The sequence below is a fragment of the Pengzhenrongella phosphoraccumulans genome, assembly GCF_045689905.1.
Taxonomy (GTDB): Bacteria; Actinomycetota; Actinomycetes; order Actinomycetales; family Cellulomonadaceae; genus Pengzhenrongella; species Pengzhenrongella phosphoraccumulans.
The window spans coordinates 955,118-973,814 of the sequence record NZ_CP144210.1 but is presented as its reverse complement, the minus strand read 5'-3'; the positions used below and the strand labels follow the sequence as shown (position 1 = coordinate 973,814).

The window sequence follows — 18,697 nt, the reverse complement described above, 5'->3', positions numbered from 1 at the left end:
AATCCAGCCCCACGTTTTCCGGCGTCGTCGTATGCCAGACGTGTGGCTTGAGCAACGATCCGGCCGTCTGGTGCCGGACGTAGATCGCGGCCCACCATCATTGATCTGGCTGGCCGCCGACGAGGGGGAAGGATCCTTCGTGACCGAAACCATTGATGCCGCCGTGAACGGTGCCTCGAAGAGCGACGCCGTGAATGGTGCGTCGAAGAGCGCCGCCGTGAATGGTGCCTCGAAGAGCGCCGCAGGTGGCGCCGCCCGGAGCGCCGCGATCTCCGCGCTGCGCCTCCCGGAGCTTCAGGCGCTCGCGTCCCAGCTCGGGGTGACCGGTACGTCCAAGATGCGCAAGAGCGATCTCGTGGACGCCATCAAGGCAAACCGGGACGGTGGCCGCTCACGGACGAGCGAGCCGCGCCGGACGACCGAGGTCGCCACGACGACGGGCGGGACTGCTGTTGCGGCCCCTGTCGTCACCGCTCCCGTGGTGACTGCTCCTGTGGTGACAGTTCCCGTGGACGGCGCCCCGGCGGCTGTCGCGACGAGCGAGCGGGCCCCGCGCACGCGGCGCCCCGTGCGCGCGGAGCAGGCGGAGGCGACCGAGCACGGCGCGTCCGACGAGCGTTCCATGCCGATCCTCGACGTACGCCGCGCGGTTGCCGAGTCGCGTCAGAACGACGCACGGCACACCGAGACCCGGGACGACCGCGCGGCTCGCGCGATCGACGCCGTCGGCTCCGTCGCGACGTCGATCGACCGTCCCGAGCGCGGGTCGCGGCGGTCCGGCCGCGGAGTCGGCGCGCCGCAGGGCGAGCAGACCGAGCAGGTGTCGTCGGAGTCCGGCGACGACCGCGCGCAGCGTCAGCAGAACCAGCAGTCGAACCAGCAGGGCGCACAGCAGACGCAGGGCGTCCAGCACGCACAGGGCAACGGGCAGGGCGCGCAGCAGACGCAGGGCAACCAGCCGCGTCAGAACCCGAACCGTCCGGCGCACCAGAACGCTGGTCCGGACGAGGACGACGAGCGCGGCGGCCGTCGCCGTCGCAGCCGCGACCGGTACCGCGACCGTGACCGCAGCAAGCGCACGCGCGGCGGCCGTCCGGGCGGCGCCGAGAGCCTTGTCGGCTACGAAGAGGTCGAGGTCAGCGAGGACGACGTCCTGCTCCCGGTCGCCGGGATCCTCGACATCAAGGACAACTACGCGTTCGTCCGCACAAGCGGCTACCTGCCGGGCGACAACGACGTGTACGTGGCGATGGGTCAGGTCAAGAAGGCGGGCCTGCGCAAGGGTGACGCCGTGACCGGCGCCGTCCGCCAGCCGCGCGAGGGTGAGGTCCCCAACCCCAGCGCCGGCCGCAACAGCAAGTTCAACGCGCTCGTGCGGCTCGACTCGGTCAACGGCCGCAGCCCCGAGGAGGCGCACGGTCGCGCCGAGTTCGGCAAGCTCACGCCGCTGTACCCGCAGGAGCGCCTGCGGCTCGAGACCGAGCCGAACATCCTCACGACCCGGGTCATCGACCTCGTCTCGCCGATCGGCAAGGGGCAGCGCGGTCTGATCGTGTCCCCGCCCAAGGCGGGCAAGACCCTCGTGCTCCAGGCGATCGCCAACGCGATCACGACGAACAACCCTGAGGTCCACCTCATGGTCGTGCTCGTCGACGAGCGTCCTGAAGAGGTCACCGACATGCAGCGCACGGTGAAGGGCGAGGTCATCGCCTCGACCTTCGACCGGCCGGCGGACGACCACACCACGGTCGCCGAGCTCGCGATCGAGCGGGCCAAGCGCCTCGTCGAGCTGGGCCAGGACGTCGTCGTGCTGCTCGACTCGATCACCCGGCTCGGACGTGCGTACAACATCGCGGCCCCGGCATCGGGCCGAATCCTGTCCGGTGGTGTCGACTCGAGCGCGCTCTACCCGCCGAAGCGGTTCTTCGGCGCGGCGCGCAACATCGAGCACGGCGGGTCGCTGACCATCCTGGCGACGGCCCTGGTCGAGACCGGCTCGAAGGCCGACGAGGTCATCTTCGAAGAGTTCAAGGGCACCGGGAACATGGAGCTCAAGCTCTCCCGGCAGCTCGCGGACAAGCGGATCTTCCCGGCGGTGGACGTCGACGCGTCCGGCACGCGCCGCGAGGAGATCCTGGTCCCGGCGGACGAGCTCAAGATCAACTGGAAGCTGCGGCGCGTGATGAGCGCGCTGGATCAGCAGCAGGCGATCGAGCTGCTGCTCGGCAAGCTGCGCGAGACGCGGTCGAATGTCGAGTTCCTGCTGCAGGTCCAGAAGACGACCGGTCCGCTCAACGCGCAGGACCGCGACCGCTAGCGGCTCGGGCACCTCCGGGTGCTCACGCACGACAGCGCTGCGCCGAATCGGGAACAGTTCGAGCCCCGGCGTGGTTCTGGCACAATGTCCTACCGGTCTCCGGTTCACGTGGGCGCGCCGCGCTCGCGACCCGGAGCAGCTACCGAGGAGTAAACGTGAAGAACGGCATTCACCCCGACTACGTCCTGACGACGGTGATCTGCACCTGCGGAAACACCTTCACCACGCGGTCCACCGAGAAGTCCGGTGAGGTTCGCGCGGACGTCTGCAACGCCTGCCACCCGTTCTACACGGGCAAGCAGAAGATCCTTGACACCGGTGGCCGCGTGGCCCGGTTCGAGGCCCGCTACGGCAAGAAGAAGGTCGCCGCGCCGGTGGTCGAGGAGACCGTCGCCCCGAGCTAGCGACCGACCTGCGCCGGTGGATCCGGGGCGCCGCCCTCCATGGCGGTCCCCGGGCCCACCGGCGTTGCTGTGCACCCGGCGCCCACCGCGCGGGGACGATCGACGGGTGTGACGGAAGGCGTGTCATGAGCGAGGACTTCGGGGTCGTGGAGCCGCTGCTCGCGGAGCACGCCCACATCGAGACCCAGCTCGCCGACCCCGCGGTGCACGCCGACGCCGGCCGCGCCCGCACGCTCGGGCGCCGCTACGCCGAGCTCGGCCAGGTCGTGGCGACCTACCGCGCCTGGCACCAGGCCGCCCAGGACCTCGCCGAGGCGACGGAGATCGCGCAGGACGACGCGTCGTTCGCGGCCGAGCTGCCCGCGCTCGCCCAGGCCACGCAGGAGGCTGCGGACCGGCTGCGGCGCGTGCTGATCCCGCGCGACCCCGACGACGCGCGCGACGTCATCCTCGAGATCAAGGCGGGCGAGGGTGGCGAGGAGTCGGCGCTGTTCGCCGGCGACCTGCTCCGGATGTACCTGCGCTACGCGGAGCGGCGCGGTTGGAAGACCGAGCTCATCGAGGCGACCGAGTCCGACCTCGGCGGCTACAAGGACGTCCAGGTCGCGGTGAAGAACCGCGGTGGCCTGCCGACCGACGCGGGCGAGGGCGTCTGGGCCTCGCTCAAGTACGAGGGTGGCGTGCACCGCGTGCAGCGGGTGCCGGTCACCGAGTCGCAGGGCCGCATCCACACGTCCGCGGCCGGCGTGCTCGTGCTGCCCGAGGCCGACGACCCGGGCGAGGTCGAGATCGACCCGAACGACCTGCGCATCGACGTGTACCGCTCGTCCGGCCCCGGCGGGCAGTCCGTCAACACCACGGACTCCGCGGTCCGCATCACCCACCTCCCGACCGGCATCGTCGTGTCGATGCAGAACGAGAAGTCCCAGCTGCAGAACCGCGAGCAGGGCATGCGCGTGCTGCGCGCCCGGATCCTCGCGGCGCGCGCGGAGGCCGAGGCCGCCGCGCTGTCGGTCGCGCGCCGGTCCCAGGTGCGCACGGTCGACCGCTCCGAGCGCATCCGGACCTACAACTACCCCGAGAACCGCATCGCCGATCACCGCACCGGCTTCAAGGCGTACAACCTCGACACCGTCCTCGACGGCGATCTCGAGCCGGTCATCCGCAGCGCGATCGAGGCCGACGAGTCCGCCCGCCTGGCCGCAGCCGGCGCGATCGTGTGACCCTGGCGTCTGCCGAGCTCCCGGCGGGACTGGCGGAGGCGTTGCGGTGGGCGCAGGGCGTGCTGGCCGACGCCGGGGTGCCGTCGCCGCGCGTGGATGCCGAGCTGCTCGCGGCGCACCTGCTGGGGATCTCCCGCGGTGAGCTCCAGGCGGCGGCCATCCTGGGCCGGCGTGCTCCCGCGGGCCTCGCCGACCTGGTCGCCCGCCGCGCGACGCGCGAACCCCTGCAGCACCTGACCGGTTCGGCGCCCTTCCGCGGGCTCGAGCTCGCCGTCGGCCCCGGCGTCTTCGTGCCTCGACCCGAGACCGAGCAGGTCGCGCAGGTCGCCGTCGACGAGGCAGCTGCGGTCGTGCTGCGGTGCGGCGCGGCGCTCGTCGTCGACCTGTGCACCGGGTCGGGAGCGATCGCCCTCGCGGTCGCGCACGAGGTGCCGGGCGCCGTCGTGCACGCGGTCGAGCTCGACGTCCTCGCCCACTCGTGGGCCGAGCGCAACGTGCGCGAGGTCGCCGCGACGCTGCCGCCGACCAGCCGGGTCGTGCTGCACCGGGGGGACGCGCGCACCGCGCTGGCCGAGCTCGACGGCACGGTCGACGTCGTCGTGTCCAACCCCCCGTACGTCCCGCCGGGTGCGGTGCCGATCGATCCCGAGGTCGCCGACCACGATCCGGCCGTCGCCCTGTACGGGCTCGGCGCCGACGGGCTCGAGGTCCCGCGCGGGATCGTCGCCGCGGCGGCGCGGCTGCTGCGCCCGGGCGGGCTCCTCGTCGTCGAGCACGCCGAGGTGCAGGACGGCGCCGCACGGGACATGGTCGACCGGACCGGCGCGTTCACGCCGGCCCGCACCGGGCACGACCTCACGGGCCGTGCGCGCATGGTGATCGCGCGCCGCTCGGGCGTCGGTGCACCGGGGCCCGCCGCCGACGTGGAACACTCGCGATCGTGAGTGAGCCGAGCCGTCTGCAGGATGTCTCCGACCCGAACACCTGGGGAGCAGCCCTCGATGAGGCCGTGAACGCGGTGTCGCGCGGCGCGCTGGTCGTGCTGCCCACGGACACCGTCTACGGCATCGGCGCCGATGCGTTCAACCCGGACGCGGTCGCGGCGCTGCTCGCGGCCAAGGGCCGGGGCCGTCAGCTCCCGCCGCCCGTGCTCGTCGCGGACGTGCGCACGCTCGACGGTCTCGCGACCGACGTGTCGCAGGTCGTACGCGACCTCGTGGCGGCGTTCTGGCCGGGCGGGTTCACGGTGATCTGCCGGGCGCAGCCGTCGCTCGCCTGGGACCTCGGCGACACCGGTGGCACCGTCGCGCTCCGCATGCCCGACCACCCGGCCGCGCTCGCCCTGCTGCGCCGCACGGGACCGCTCGCGGTCTCGAGCGCCAACCTGACCGGCCGACCGGCCGCGCGCACGGCGACCGACGCGTTCGATCAGCTGCGCGGCACGGTCGCGGTGTACCTGGACGCGGGGGCCGCACCGGGCGGCGTCGCCTCGACGATCGTGGATGCGACCGGGGACGTGCTCCGCCTCGTGCGGGCCGGCGCCGTCGACCTCGCCACGCTGCGCACGGTCGCCCCGGTCGTGGACCCGAGCGAGGAGACCGGGTGAAGGCCTACCTCCTCGTCCTGCTCATCGCCGCCGCGGTCACCTACGTCACCACGCCGATCGCGCGCTGGATCGCCCTGCGGTCGGGCGCGATCACGGCCGTGCGGGCGCGCGACGTGCACTCCATCCCGACGCCGCGGCTCGGCGGCATCGCGATGCTCGCGGGGATCGCCGTCGCGCTCGTCGTCGCGAGCCAGATCCCGTTCCTCGGGGGAGTGTTCGAGGACTCGCACCAGGCCTGGGGCATCCTCGGCGCCGCGGCGATGGTCTGCCTGCTCGGGGTCGCGGACGACATTTGGGACCTCGACTGGATCACCAAGCTCGTCGGGCAGGTGCTCGCGGCGGGCTTCCTGGCCTGGAGCGGGGGCGGCGGCGTCGTGCTCTACCAGCTCCCGATCGGTGGCGTGACGGCCGGGTCGCCGCGGCTGTTCCTCTTCCTCACCGTGCTCACGGTGGTCGTGGCCATGAACGCGGTCAACTTCGTCGACGGGCTCGACGGGCTGGCGGCCGGGATGATCGCGATCGGCGGGACGGCGTTCTTCATCTACACCTACCTGCTCACCCGCGAGGCGAGCGACGGCGACTACTCCAACCTCGCCACGCTCGTGATCGCCGTGCTCGTCGGCGCGTGCCTCGGCTTCCTGCCGCACAACTTCCATCCGGCGCGGATCTTCATGGGGGACTCCGGCTCGATGCTGATCGGGCTGCTCATCGCGGCCGCCGCCATCGTCGTGACCGGTCAGATCGACCCGGGGGTCGTGTCGAACCGGCAGACGATCCCGGCCTTCCTGCCGATCCTGCTGCCGATCGCGGTGCTCGTGCTGCCGCTGCTCGACATGGGCCTGGCGGTGATCCGGCGGGTGGGCGCGGGCACGTCTCCGTTCCACCCCGACCGCATGCACCTGCACCACCGGCTGCTCGCCCTGGGGCACTCGCACCAGCGGGCGGTCGTCATCATGTACCTGTGGACCGCGGTGTTCGCCTTCAGCGGCGCGGCGCTCGTCACGTTCTCGACCACCACCGTGCTGGTGGTGATGGGTGCGGGGGTGCTCGTCGCGACGGGGCTCACGCTCGGCCCGCTGCGCGGCCGCGCCCGGACACCCGCGCCCGATGAAGGGATCCACCCATGACCAGTCCCAGGCCCGACGCCACGAGCCCCGACGCCACGAGCCCCGACGCCGCCGGCGACGTCTTCCGTTCGGCGCTGCGCGACATGCTGCTCCTGCTCGGGGTCCTCACGGTCCTCGGCATCGGGGTCGGCTACGTCGTCGCGGGCACCGCCGGGGCCTGGGGCGCGGTGATCGGGGTCGCGCTCGCGCTCGTGTTCTCCGGCACCACCGTGCTGTCCATGCTCAAGACGTCGCGGTCGTCGCCCACGACGATGGCGGCCGTGGTGCTCGGCGCCTGGCTCGGCAAGTTCGCCGTCCTCATCGCCGTTCTTGCCGTGCTGCGCGACCGCGAGTTCTACAGCAAGGGGGTGCTCGCCGTCGTGCTGGTCGTCGGGGTGCTGGGCTCCGCCGTGCTGGACTTCCGCGCGGTGAGCAAAGGGCGCGTGCCGTATGTCACGCCGACCGACGACGGCGCCTCGCGGAACTGACCCCTCCCGGCAGCGCCAATGAGTTACGCTGCCAACCGATCCACCCAGGCAGGTACGACGGATTGCCCCGTTTCCGGGCTGTCCGCCAGCGCCGCCGTGAGCACCGGGAGTACGCACTGTCCAGCCTCGTGACGTTGCTTCCCTTCACCGCCTTTGCCGCCGGTGAGGGCGACGGTGGGTTCCACGCGCCGTCCATCACAGATTTCTTCCCCGCGCCGATCCTGTTCGAAGGCACGATCTTCGAGTTCAACCGGATCCAGATGGTCCGCCTCATCGCCGCCGTCGTCATGCTGACGTTTGTCATCATCGCCGCGCGCCGCGCGAAGCTCGTGCCGGGTCGCTCCCAGAACGTCATGGAGCTGCTGCTGAACTTCGTCCGCGTGAACGTGGCCGAGGAGATCCTCGGTGCCAAGGGGCGCAAGTACGTCGCCATGTTGACGACGATCTTCTTCGCGGTGCTCGCCTTCAACCTCACCGGGGTCATCCCGGGGCTGAACATCGCCGGGACCTCGCTCATCGGGCTGCCGCTCGTGCTGGCCGCCTGGGTGTTCGTCATGTACCTCGGCGCCGGTATCCGGGCCCTCGGGCTCGGCGGGTTCCTCAAGAACAGCCTCTTCCCGCCTGGCGTGCCGATCTTCATGTACGTGCTGCTCACGCCGATCGAGTTCCTCCAGGTCTTCATCCTGCGGCCCGCGACGCTGGCCATCCGACTCATGGCCAACATGGTGGCCGGGCACCTCATGCTGGTGCTGTGCGTCTCGGCGACACAGTTCTTCATCTTTGAGGCCGGCCCCGCCATGAAGGCGTTCGGCGTGCTCACCTTCGCGAGCGCCTTTGCCCTGACGCTGTTCGAGATCTTCGTCGCAGCGCTGCAGGCTTACATCTTCGTCGTGCTGACGGCTGTCTACCTGAGCCTGTCGATCGAGGAAGAGCACTAACCCACAACTCATCGGCGGCCTCGACGGTCGTCGACTCACTGCAGACGTCCCACCGACTGGTCGGGCGCCCTACGGAAGGAACGAGAAATCGTGGACACCACCACCATCGCCGCGGTCTCCGGCAACGTCGCGACGATCGGTTACGGCCTTGCCGTGATCGGCCCCGGAATCGGTCTGGGCATCCTCATCGGCAAGACGATCGAGGGCATCGCACGCCAGCCTGAGGTCGCCGGCCAGCTCCGCACCACGATGTTCATCGGCATCGGTTTCGTCGAGGTGCTCGGTCTGCTCGGCCTGATCACGGGCTTCCTCTTCACATGATCGCGGCCGCACTGACGGCTGCAGTCATGCCCGCAGCCGAGGGAGATGCCAAGGGCATCCAGCTGCTGATCCCCGAGGTCTACGACATCTTCTGGTCGTCGATCATCGTGCTGATCATCGCGATCGCCTTCTACAAGTACGTCCTGCCGACGTTCCAGAAGGTGCTCGACGAGCGCACCGCGATGATCGAGGGCGGCATCGCCAAGGCCGAGTCCGTCCAGGCCGAGGCCGACGCCGCGCTCGTGCGGTACACGCAGGAGCTCGCCGACGCCCGGGCCGAGGCCGCGAAGATCCGCGAGGACGCCCGCGGCGAGGGCACGGCCATCGTGGCCGAGCACCGCGTCAAGGCGACCGCCGAGGCCGACCGGATCATCGAGGCGGCCCAGCGCCAGCTCGAGGCCGAGCGCAAGCAGGTCTCGGTCTCGCTGCGCACCGAGGTGGGCGCGCTCGCGACCCAGCTCGCGTCGAAGATCGTCGGCGAGTCCCTCGAGGACACCGCGCGCCAGTCGCGCGTCGTCGACCGGTTCCTCGACGAGCTCGAGGCATCGACCACCGCGGACGCCGGCAAGGGGAAGTGATGCGCGCAACGAGTCGGGTGTCGCTGGAGCGGGCCGCTGCCCGGTTCGAGCCAGTGCTCAGTGCCGCCGGTGCGGGCTCCTCTGCGTTCGCGGGGGACCTGTTCACCCTGGTGGACGCGCTGGACAGCTCCGGTTCGTTGCGTCGCACCCTGACCGATCCGTCCATCGACGGACCTGCGAAGGAGAGCCTGGCGCGGACGATCATGTCCGGTGCCGCGCCTCAGGTCGCGGATGTCGTCGCCGAGCTCGTGCGGTCGAGGTGGTCCGCCGAGGCGGATCTCGCCGAGGCTGTCGAGGAGCTCGGCTTCCAGGCCGCGCTCGCGTCGGCGCAGGCGGCTGGGGAGCTCGTGCGGGTCGAGGACGAGCTGTTCCGGATCACGCGGGCCCTCATCGGCCAGCGCGAGGTGCGGCGGGCACTGTTCGACGTCGCCGCCGGACCCGAGCGTCGGATGACGCTCGTCGACGGGATCCTGGCCGGGCGGACCGCTCCGGTCACGGCACTGATCGCCCGCCGGGCCGCCTCCTCACCGCGGGGGCGCCGGTTCATCGCGACCCTCGTGCACGTCGGTGAGCTCGCCGCAGGACGCCGTCACCGCCTCGTGGCGTCGGTCACCTCGGGTTCCGAGCTGACCGAGGCCCAGCGCGACCGCCTCTCCGCCATCCTCGGCCGTGCCTACGGCGGTGAGGTCCAGCTCAACGTCACGGTGGACCCGACCGTCCTCGGCGGGCTCCGGATCCAGATCGGACCCGACGTCGTGGACTCCACCGTGCTGTCGCGGCTCGACGACGCTCGACGACAACTTGCCAGTTGACGGTCGGCCACTGCCGCACCGCACCAGAACTTTTGACGACCGCGCATCCCGCATGGTCACGACAGGAGAAGAGCAATGGCTGAGCTGACGATCCGGCCCGACGAGATCAGGGCCGCGCTGGACAGCTTCGTGAAGTCCTACGAGCCGAAGGGCACGGTCACCGAAGAGGTCGGCCGGGTCATCCTCGCGGGCGACGGCATCGCCCAGGTCGAGGGACTTCCGGGCGCTATGGCGAACGAGCTGCTGCGCTTCGAGGACGGGACCCTCGGGCTCGCCCTGAACCTGGACGTGCGCGAGATCGGCGTCGTCGTCCTCGGGGAGTTCACGGGGATCGAGGAGGGCCAGGAGGTCCGTCGCACGGGCGAGGTCCTGTCGGTCGCCGTCGGCGACGGCTACCTCGGCCGCGTCGTGGACCCGCTCGGCATGCCGATCGACGGCCTCGGCGAGGTCGCCACGACCGGCCGGCGCGCGCTCGAGCTGCAGGCCCCCGGCGTGATGGCGCGCAAGAGCGTGCACGAGCCGCTGCAGACCGGCCTCAAGGCCATCGACGCGATGATCCCGATCGGCCGCGGCCAGCGTCAGCTGATCATCGGTGACCGCCAGACCGGCAAGACGGCGATCGCGATCGACACGATCATCAACCAGAAGGCCAACTGGGCGACCGGTGACCCGAAGAAGCAGGTCCGCTGCATCTACGTCGCCATCGGCCAGAAGGGCTCGACGATCGCTGCCGTGCGCGGCGCGCTCGAAGAGGCCGGCGCGCTCGAGTACACGACCATCGTCGCCGCGCCCGCGTCGGACCCGGCCGGCTTCAAGTACCTCGCGCCGTACACGGGCTCGGCCATCGGCCAGCACTGGATGTACGAGGGCAAGCACGTCCTGATCGTGTTCGACGACCTGTCCAAGCAGGCCGAGGCCTACCGAGCCGTGTCGCTCCTGCTGCGGCGCCCGCCGGGCCGCGAGGCCTACCCGGGTGACGTCTTCTACCTGCACTCCCGCCTGCTCGAGCGTTGTGCGAAGCTCAACGACGCGCTCGGCGCCGGCTCGATGACGGGGCTGCCGGTCATCGAGACGAAGGCCAACGACGTCTCGGCGTACATCCCGACCAACGTCATCTCGATCACGGACGGGCAGATCTTCCTGCAGTCCGACCTGTTCAACGCCGACCAGCGACCCGCTGTCGACGTCGGCATCTCGGTCTCCCGCGTCGGTGGTTCCGCACAGGTCAAGGCCATGAAGAAGGTCTCGGGCACGCTGAAGCTCGACCTGGCGCAGTTCCGGTCCCTCGAGGCGTTCGCGATGTTCGCCTCCGACCTCGACCCCGCCTCGCGCGCGCAGCTCACCCGTGGCGCCCGCCTGATGGAGCTGCTCAAGCAGCCCCAGTACTCGCCGTACCCGGTCGAGGACCAGGTCGCGTCGATCTGGGCCGGCACCAAGGGCAAGCTCGACGACGTCCCGATCTCCGACGTCAAGCGGTTCGAGACCGAGCTGCTCGACCACCTGCGCCGCAACACCGACGTGCTGACGACCATCTCGTCGTCGGGCAAGCTCGAGGACGACACGGAGGCGGCCCTCGAGGCCGCCGTCGGGAAGTTCCGGGCGGGGTTCCTCAAGGGCGACGGCACGCCGCTCATCGGCGTCGTCGAGGACGAGGTCGTCGAGGTCGAGCAGGAGCAGATCGTCCGGCAGAAGAAGGCCTGAGCGTGGGCGGCCAGCAGCGCGTCTACCGGGAGCGGATCCGGTCGACCCAGTCGCTCAAGAAGATCTTCCGTGCGATGGAGCTCATCGCGGCCTCGCGCATCGGCAAGGCGCGGGCCCGGGTGACGGCGGCCGCGCCGTACGCCCGTGCGCTCACGCGGGCCGTGTCGGCGGTCGCGACGCACTCCAACGTCGCGCACCCGCTGACGACCGAGCGCACCGACACCAACCGGGTCGCGGTGCTCGTCGTCACCTCGGACCGTGGGATGGCGGGCGCCTACTCGGCGAGCGCGATCCGCGAGGCGGACAAGCTCATCGACAAGCTCACCGCCGAGGGCAAGGAGATCGTGCTCTACGCCACCGGCCGGCGCGCGGTGTCCTTCTACGCCTTCCGGGGGCGCGACGTCGTCCAGAGCTGGGTCGGGCAGTCGGACTCGCCGTCCGTCGACGAGGCGCACGAGATCGCGGACGCGCTGCTCACGGCGTTCGGCGCGCCGGTCGAGGAGGGCGGGGTCGGCGAGCTGCACATCGTCTACACGCAGTTCGTCAACATGGTCACCCAGGTACCGCGGGTGATCCGGATGCTCCCGCTCGAGGTGGTCGAGGGCGTCGCGCCCGCCGACGACGCCGAGCCCCTGCCGCTGTACGACTTCGAGCCCTCTGCCGAAGAGGTGCTCAACGCGCTCCTGCCGCGCTACGTGCGCAGCCGGATCTACAGCTGCCTGCTCCAGGCCGGTGCCTCCGAGCTGGCCGCCCGGCAGCGGGCGATGCACACGGCGACCGAGAACGCCGAAGACCTGATCCGCGACTACACGCGGCTGGCCAACCAGGCCCGCCAGTCGGAGATCACCCAGGAGATCAGCGAGATCGTGTCGGGCGCCGACGCCCTCGCTGCCCCCTAGCACCGCGGGCTAACGCCCACCCGCCACCCAGACCTACCTGACCGCAAGCCACGCACAGACCCACCGGGCACTTCCCCGGTCGAGCGGAGCGAGAGACACATGACTGCTACTGACACCACTGCGCAGGACGAGCGCGCGGGCGGGCCCGGCCTGGGCCGCGTCGCCCGGGTGATCGGCCCGGTCGTGGACATCGAGTTCCCGGCCGACGCCATCCCGGAGATCTACAACGCGCTCAAGGTCGACATCGACCTGTCCTCGCAGGGCGAGGGCGAGAAGTCGTTCACCATGACCCTCGAGGTCGCCCAGCACCTCGGGGACTCGATGGTGCGCGCGATCGCGCTCAAGCCGACCGACGGCCTGGTCCGCGGAGCGATCGTCACCGACACCGGCAAGGCCATCAGCGTGCCGGTCGGGGACGTCACCCTCGGTCACGTCTGGGACGTCACCGGCGAGCTGCTCAACGGCAAGGAGGGCGAGCGGCTCGAGATCACCGAGCGCTGGCCGATCCACCGCAAGCCCCCGGCCTTCGACCAGCTCGAGAGCAAGACCCAGATGTTCGAGACCGGCATCAAGGTCATCGACCTGCTCACGCCGTACGTGCTCGGCGGGAAGATCGGCCTGTTCGGTGGGGCCGGCGTCGGCAAGACCGTCTTGATCCAGGAGATGATCTACCGCGTCGCGAACAACCACAACGGCGTGTCGGTCTTCGCCGGCGTCGGTGAGCGCACCCGTGAGGGCAACGACCTCATCGAGGAGATGACCGAGTCGGGCGTCATCAAGCAAACCGCCCTGGTCTTCGGCCAGATGGACGAGCCGCCGGGCACGCGTCTCCGCGTGGCCCTGTCCGCGCTAACGATGGCGGAGTACTTCCGCGACGTGGAGCAGAAGGACGTGCTGCTCTTCATCGACAACATCTTCCGGTTCACGCAGGCCGGCTCCGAGGTGTCCACGCTGCTCGGGCGCATGCCGTCGGCGGTCGGCTACCAGCCGAACCTCGCCGACGAGATGGGTCAGCTCCAGGAGCGGATCACCTCGACGCGCGGCCACTCGATCACCTCGCTGCAGGCGATCTACGTGCCCGCAGACGACTACACCGACCCCGCGCCGGCCACGACGTTCGCCCACCTGGACGCGACGACCGAGCTCTCCCGCGAGATCGCGTCGCGCGGCCTGTACCCGGCCGTTGACCCGCTCGCGTCGAGCTCGCGCGTGCTCGACCCGCGGTACGTCGGCGTCGACCACTACAACACCGCGACGCGCGTCAAGCAGATCCTCCAGCGCAACAAGGAGCTGCAGGACATCATCGCGATCCTCGGCGTCGACGAGCTGAGCGAAGAGGACAAGACGGTCGTCTACCGCGCCCGTCGCATCCAGCAGTTCCTCTCGCAGAACACCTACATGGCGACGCAGTTCACCGGTGTCCCCGGCTCGACCGTCCCGATGGCCGAGACCATCGAGGCGTTCTCCCGGATCGCCGACGGCGAGTTCGACCACATCTCCGAGCAGGCCTTCTTCAACATCGGCGGCCTCGAGGACCTCGAGAAGAACTGGGCCCGGATCCAGAAGGAGTACGGCGTCTGACGTCGTCGCTGCCCATCCTGATCCGAGAACCGAACCGAAGGAGGACCCGTGGCACAGCTTGACGTCGACCTCGTCGCCGCCGACCGCAAGATCTGGTCCGGCGAGGCCACCATGGTCGTCGCTCCCGCGGCGGACGGCGAGATCGGCATCCTGCCCGGCCACTCGCCGGTGCTCGCCGTGCTCCGCGCCGGGGAGGTCCGGATCACGCCGGTCTCCGGGGAACCGTTGCGCGGCACGATCGACAGCGGGTTCCTGTCCGTGGACTCCGACCGGGTGACCATCGTGGCGGCCACCGTCACCTTGCTCTCCGGCACGCCGACGCACTGATCGGTCGCCCGTGACCGAGACTGCGGTGATCGTCGCGGTGGTTCTGGGCGCCGTCCTGGTGGCCCTGATCGTGGTGCTCGTCCTCGGTGCGTCACGCCTGACGACCCTGTCGGGTCGCGTGGGCTCGTTCGTGTGCGGCGCCCGACCGGTCTCCCCGGCGGGCGCCGTCGTCGTGGCGGGGATCGCGCAGTACGGTGCGGGCCGGCTCGACTGGTGGCGGGCCTGGTCGCTCTCGCCCCGACCTGCCCGCTCGTGGCGGCGCACCGAGCTCGAGCTGATCGCGCGCTCGCCGCTCGCCGTGCCGGGGCGGGCGGACCTCTACCTGGTCCACTGCCGCTACCGTGGCGTCGACTTCGCGCTGACCATGTCGCCCGAGGCGTACGCGGGCCTGACGTCCTGGCTCGAGGCGGCGCCGCCGAGCACGATCGAACGGGTGCTCTGAACCGCCCGCACCCACCACTCACCACCCACCACCCACCCCAGCCGCCCCAGCCGCTCCACCCGATCCACAAGGGACACCTCACCGTGCGTCTGGTCATCGCGACGTGCTCGGCCGAGTACTCCGGCCGGCTCAACGCCCATCTTCCGCTCGCCACCCGGCTGCTCCTGGTCAAAGCCGACGGCAGCGTGCTCCTGCACTCCGACGGGGGCTCGTACAAGCCGCTCAACTGGATGAGCCCGCCCTGCAAGCTCGTGGTCACCGTGCCCGACGACGACGGTCTCGCTCGCGGCGTCGTGCAGGTGTGGGCCGTGCAGCACGCCAAGAGCGACGACCGGCTGGTGATCGAGGTGCACGAGGTGCTGCACGACTCGGCGCACGAGCTCGGGATCGACCCTGGGCTGATCAAGGACGGCGTCGAGGCGCACCTGCAGATGATGCTCGCCGCGCAGATCGAGCTGCTCGGCACCGGTCACAGCCTGGTGCGACGGGAGTTCCCGACCGCGATCGGGCCGGTCGACATCCTGGCGAAGGACCCGGCCGGCGGCACCGTCGCGGTCGAGATCAAACGGCGCGGCGACATCGACGGCGTCGAGCAGCTCACGCGCTACCTCGAGCTGCTCAACCGCGACCCGCACCTCGCCCCGGTGCGCGGCGTCTTCGCCGCCCAGGAGATCAAGCCGCAGGCGCGGGTGCTGGCCACGGACCGCGGGATCGGCTGCCTCATCCTCGACTACGACGCGATGCGGGGCGTCGACGACTCGGGCGCACGGCTGTTCTGAGCACCGATTCCGTCCGGTCCGCGAACCGCGGGATGATGACCCTATGAACGCTGCTGAGGTCGAGGCCGTGCCGGTGACCGTCGTGCTCCGCGGGCGGGTGGTGACCCCGGACCGCGTGGTCGAGGACGCCGCCGTCGTGATCGAGGACGGCGTGATCGTGTGGGTCGGTGCCGTCGAGACGGCGACCGCCCCGGCCGCGCTGGCGGAGGCCGTCGCGACGACGCCCGCGCCCGCGCCCGGGACGACCCTGCTGCCGGGCCTGGTCGATGTGCACTGCCACGGGGGCGGGGGAGCGAGCTTCCCCGACGCGAAGGATGTCGCCGACGCCCGCCGCGCCGCGCACGAGCACCTGGTGCACGGCACGACGAGTCTGGTCGCCTCGCTCGTCACCGCGGACGCGGAGACGCTCGTCGCGCAGACCGCGCTCCTCGCCGAGCTCGCGGAGGCGGGCGAGCTCGCGGGGATCCATCTCGAAGGACCGTTCCTGTCGCGTGCGCGGTGCGGCGCGCAGAACCCCGCCGACATGATTCCCGGCAGCGCCGCCCTGGTGCGCCGCATCGCGACGGCGGCCCGCGGCCACCTCGTGACCATGACCCTCGCCCCGGAGATCGCCGGGGTGTGCGGCCCGGGCGGGGTGATCGAGGCCCTCGCCGCGGCCGGCGCGATCCCGTCGGTCGGGCACACCAACGCGAGTGCCGAGCAGGTCGATGTCGCGATCGACCAGGCGCGGACGGCGCTGGCGCTCCCGGGCGCCCGATCGGCGCGTCCGACCGCCACGCACCTGTTCAACGGCATGCGCGCGCTGCACCACCGCGACCCGGGCCCGATCGCGGCCTGCCTGGGCGCGGCCGGTCGCCGCGAGATGGTCGTCGAGCTCATCGCGGACGGCGTCCACCTCTCCGACGGCACGGTCCGGTCGGTCTTCGACCTCCTCGGTGCCGGGTCGATCGTGCTGGTCACCGACGCGATGGCGGCGGCGGGCATGCCCGACGGCACCTACGACCTGGGTCCGATGCGCGTTCGGGTGGCCGGTGGCGTCGCCCGACTGGCCGACGGCGACGCGATCGCGGGCGGCACCGGGCACCTGCTCGACGTCGTGCGCTGCACGGTCGCCGCGGGGATCCCCCTCGCGGTCGCCGTCCGGTCCGCGAGCCACACCCCGGCGATCGTGCTCGGGCGCCGGGACATCGGTGCGCTCGAGGTGGGCCGCCGGGCCGACGTCGTCGTGGTCGACTCCGACCTGCGGCCCGTGCGCGTGATGCGCGCGGGGGAGTGGATCGCATGACCCCCGGTCGCAGCAGCGCGGCGGCAGCGCGGACGGTGGTCGGCTGGGACGCACCGGTCTGCGGCCTGACCTGGGGGTGGACCGGCGTCCGCGGGAGCTGGGCGACCCCGGCGGCGGAGCACTCGATGACCGAGCTCGCCGCGCTGCACACGAACTGGGTGACTCTCGCCTACGCGGCGGTCCAGGAGACCGCGCAGTCGATCGAGATCCCGTACCTCGACGAGCCCACCGTGACCGACGACGAGATCCGCGGCGCCGTCGCACGAGCGCGGTCCCTCGGGCTGAAGGTCTGCCTCAAGCCGGTCGTCAACGTCGCGGACGGCACGTGGCGCGCCTACATCGGCTTCTTCGACTGGGACGTGCCGGGCGAGCCGACGTGGGGCGAGTGGTTCGCGTCGTACGGCCAGTACGTGCTGCACCATGCCCGGCTCGCGGCCGAGCTGGGGGCCGAGATGTTCTGCATCGGGTGCGAGATGGTGCGCGCCGACCCGCAGGAGGCGTACTGGCGCGCGCTGGTGGCCGAGGTCCGCGCGGTCTACCCCGGTCTGGTCACCTACAACTGCGACAAGTACCAGGAGGACCACGTCACCTGGTGGGACGCGGTCGACGTCATCTCCGCGAGCGGCTACTACCCGACGGGTCAGTGGACCGAGCAGCTGGACCGGATCGAGGCCGTCGTGCGCCGCGAGGGCAAGCCGTTCTGCTTCATCGAGGCGGGCTGCCCGAGCCGGGTCGGTTCAGCGGCGCGCCCGAACGACTGGAGCCTGGTCGGGGCCCCGGACGAGCAGGTCCAGGCGGACTACCTCGACGAGATGCTCTCCGCGTGCGCCACGCGCCCGTGGGTCGGCGGCTTCATGCTCTGGGACTGGCCGGCGCGCCTGTACGAGCCGGGCGACGCGGCTGCCGACGGCGACTACTGCATGTACGCCAAGGCCGGAGCGGAGGTCGTCGCGCGGCACTACGCGGCGGCGCTGGACGGTACGCGGTAGCGCTGCTCGTCACCCGAGCGCGTCCGCAGCCAGCCCGGCGGACGCACTGCTCTGGCGGGGCGCGCGCGCGGTCGATCCGCGCGCGCTGAGGCGGGGGAGGGTGGCCATGTGGGCGGTCACCGGCCCGCCCGCGAGGGTGTTCAGCATGCAGTCGGCGACCTGCAGGCCCATGCCGTGCACGTCCAGCGTCATCGACGACAGGGTCGGGTTCGCCAGCCGGCACAGCGCCGAGTCGTCCCAGGCGAGCAGCGAGAGCTGGGCCGGCACCGCGACGCCCATCTCGACGCCCACGCCGAGGCCGGCGGCAGCCATGACGTCGTTGTCGTACACGATGGCCGACGGCGGTCCCTGCCGACCCAGCAGTGCCCGCGTCGCGCGCGTGCCGGACTCCTCGGTGTAGTCGCCCTCGACGATCATCGCCTCGGCGCCCGCTCGCGCGCACTCTTCGAGGAAGGCGTCGCTGCGGGCGCGGGTGTGCAGGAAGAGCCGAGGCCCGCTGACCCGAGCCAGTCGCGTGTGGCCCAGGCCGACCAGGTAGGCGACGGCGTCGCGCATGGCCTGAGCGTCGTCGATCCAGACGTTGGAGAACGCCATCCCGGTCGGGGGGCCGCCGACCACCACGGCCGGCAGGCCGAGCTCGGTCAGGACCGGCAGCCGCGGATCGTCGGACACGACGTTGACGACCGTGACGGCGTCGACCATCGAGCCCGCGGCCCATCGGCGGTACGCCGCGATTTCCGCGTCGAGGTCCGGGACCACGTGCAGGAGCAGGGACCGGCCCTCGCTCGACAGGCCCTCCTCGATCCCGGCGATCAGCTCGCCGAAGAACGGCTCGTGGCCGAGCATTCGGGCGGGCCTGGCCAGGACGAGCCCCACGGCGTCGGATCGGTGCGTCACATCC

The 18,697-nt window shown here is 71.3% G+C and carries 20 protein-coding genes; 19 read left to right on the top strand and 1 reads right to left on the bottom strand.

Translation table 11 applies throughout. The features are described from left to right. Nucleotides 1-139: 139 nt before the first annotated feature. The 19 genes from rho (at nucleotide 140) to VTA80_RS04505 (ending at nucleotide 17,796) form a co-directional block, all read left to right on the top strand. On the top strand, nucleotides 140-2,317 hold the full coding sequence (gene rho / locus VTA80_RS04595; protein WP_407344225.1) for a transcription termination factor Rho: 2,178 nt from the start codon (nucleotides 140-142) through the stop codon (nucleotides 2,315-2,317). Between the two features lie 155 nt (nucleotides 2,318-2,472). Beyond that, nucleotides 2,473-2,721 carry a 50S ribosomal protein L31 gene (gene rpmE / locus VTA80_RS04590; RefSeq protein WP_407344224.1) on the top strand — a complete coding sequence of 83 codons (249 nt, stop codon included), beginning with the start codon at nucleotides 2,473-2,475 and terminating at the stop codon, nucleotides 2,719-2,721. 125 nt (nucleotides 2,722-2,846) lie between these two features. Continuing rightward, nucleotides 2,847-3,944, top strand: coding sequence for a peptide chain release factor 1 (gene prfA / locus VTA80_RS04585; RefSeq protein WP_407344223.1), 1,098 nt, complete (start codon nucleotides 2,847-2,849; stop codon nucleotides 3,942-3,944). A gap of 2 nt (nucleotides 3,945-3,946) precedes the next feature. Further along, on the top strand, nucleotides 3,947-4,888 hold the full coding sequence (prmC, locus tag VTA80_RS04580) for a peptide chain release factor N(5)-glutamine methyltransferase (protein ID WP_407345686.1): 942 nt from the start codon (nucleotides 3,947-3,949) through the stop codon (nucleotides 4,886-4,888). Beyond that, a complete protein-coding gene (locus tag VTA80_RS04575) occupies nucleotides 4,885-5,550 on the top strand; it encodes an L-threonylcarbamoyladenylate synthase (protein WP_407344222.1) in 666 nt (221 codons plus the stop codon). The genes prmC and VTA80_RS04575 overlap by 4 nt, the downstream gene beginning before the upstream one ends. After that, the gene (locus tag VTA80_RS04570; protein ID WP_407344221.1) at nucleotides 5,547-6,677 is read left to right on the top strand and encodes an MraY family glycosyltransferase; all 1,131 of its coding nucleotides are present in this window, start codon (nucleotides 5,547-5,549) and stop codon (nucleotides 6,675-6,677) included. The genes VTA80_RS04575 and VTA80_RS04570 overlap by 4 nt, the downstream gene beginning before the upstream one ends. Continuing rightward, on the top strand, nucleotides 6,674-7,144 hold the full coding sequence (locus VTA80_RS04565; RefSeq protein ID WP_407344220.1) for a hypothetical protein: 471 nt from the start codon (nucleotides 6,674-6,676) through the stop codon (nucleotides 7,142-7,144). Before VTA80_RS04570 ends, VTA80_RS04565 begins: the two co-directional genes overlap by 4 nt. A gap of 128 nt (nucleotides 7,145-7,272) precedes the next feature. After that, the gene (atpB, locus tag VTA80_RS04560) at nucleotides 7,273-8,082 is read left to right on the top strand and encodes a F0F1 ATP synthase subunit A (protein ID WP_407344219.1); all 810 of its coding nucleotides are present in this window, start codon (nucleotides 7,273-7,275) and stop codon (nucleotides 8,080-8,082) included. A 90-nt stretch (nucleotides 8,083-8,172) separates the two neighbouring features. Beyond that, entirely contained in the window at nucleotides 8,173-8,403 is a 231-nt protein-coding gene (atpE, locus tag VTA80_RS04555; protein WP_407344218.1) for an ATP synthase F0 subunit C, read from the top strand. After that, nucleotides 8,400-8,981 carry a F0F1 ATP synthase subunit B gene (locus VTA80_RS04550; protein WP_407344217.1) on the top strand — a complete coding sequence of 194 codons (582 nt, stop codon included), beginning with the start codon at nucleotides 8,400-8,402 and terminating at the stop codon, nucleotides 8,979-8,981. Before atpE ends, VTA80_RS04550 begins: the two co-directional genes overlap by 4 nt. After that, nucleotides 8,981-9,793 (top strand): F0F1 ATP synthase subunit delta, encoded by an 813-nt coding sequence (locus VTA80_RS04545; protein ID WP_407344216.1) that lies wholly within the window; start codon nucleotides 8,981-8,983, stop codon nucleotides 9,791-9,793. The genes VTA80_RS04550 and VTA80_RS04545 overlap by 1 nt, the downstream gene beginning before the upstream one ends. Before the next feature lie 75 nt (nucleotides 9,794-9,868). Continuing rightward, nucleotides 9,869-11,494: a F0F1 ATP synthase subunit alpha gene (atpA, locus tag VTA80_RS04540; RefSeq protein ID WP_407344215.1), complete on the top strand. Its 1,626-nt coding sequence runs from the start codon at nucleotides 9,869-9,871 to the stop codon at nucleotides 11,492-11,494. 2 nt (nucleotides 11,495-11,496) lie between these two features. Continuing rightward, entirely contained in the window at nucleotides 11,497-12,393 is an 897-nt protein-coding gene (locus VTA80_RS04535) for a F0F1 ATP synthase subunit gamma (RefSeq protein ID WP_407344214.1), read from the top strand. Nucleotides 12,394-12,492: 99 nt separating this feature from the next. Then, entirely contained in the window at nucleotides 12,493-13,974 is a 1,482-nt protein-coding gene (gene atpD, locus VTA80_RS04530; protein ID WP_407344213.1) for a F0F1 ATP synthase subunit beta, read from the top strand. Between the two features lie 48 nt (nucleotides 13,975-14,022). Further along, entirely contained in the window at nucleotides 14,023-14,301 is a 279-nt protein-coding gene (locus tag VTA80_RS04525) for a F0F1 ATP synthase subunit epsilon (RefSeq protein WP_407344212.1), read from the top strand. Between the two features lie 10 nt (nucleotides 14,302-14,311). After that, nucleotides 14,312-14,743 (top strand): DUF2550 family protein, encoded by a 432-nt coding sequence (locus tag VTA80_RS04520; RefSeq protein WP_407344211.1) that lies wholly within the window; start codon nucleotides 14,312-14,314, stop codon nucleotides 14,741-14,743. A gap of 83 nt (nucleotides 14,744-14,826) precedes the next feature. Further along, on the top strand, nucleotides 14,827-15,522 hold the full coding sequence (gene nucS, locus VTA80_RS04515) for an endonuclease NucS (RefSeq protein ID WP_407344209.1): 696 nt from the start codon (nucleotides 14,827-14,829) through the stop codon (nucleotides 15,520-15,522). A gap of 43 nt (nucleotides 15,523-15,565) precedes the next feature. Continuing rightward, the gene (locus tag VTA80_RS04510; protein ID WP_407344208.1) at nucleotides 15,566-16,807 is read left to right on the top strand and encodes an N-acetylglucosamine-6-phosphate deacetylase; all 1,242 of its coding nucleotides are present in this window, start codon (nucleotides 15,566-15,568) and stop codon (nucleotides 16,805-16,807) included. After that, nucleotides 16,804-17,796: a glycoside hydrolase family 113 gene (locus VTA80_RS04505; RefSeq protein WP_407344207.1), complete on the top strand. Its 993-nt coding sequence runs from the start codon at nucleotides 16,804-16,806 to the stop codon at nucleotides 17,794-17,796. The genes VTA80_RS04510 and VTA80_RS04505 overlap by 4 nt, the downstream gene beginning before the upstream one ends. Nucleotides 17,797-17,805: 9 nt before the next feature. On the opposite strand, the gene VTA80_RS04500 is transcribed toward VTA80_RS04505, so the two are convergent. Next, entirely contained in the window at nucleotides 17,806-18,693 is an 888-nt protein-coding gene (locus tag VTA80_RS04500) for a LacI family DNA-binding transcriptional regulator (RefSeq protein ID WP_407344206.1), read from the bottom strand. Nucleotides 18,694-18,697 lie beyond the last annotated feature (4 nt).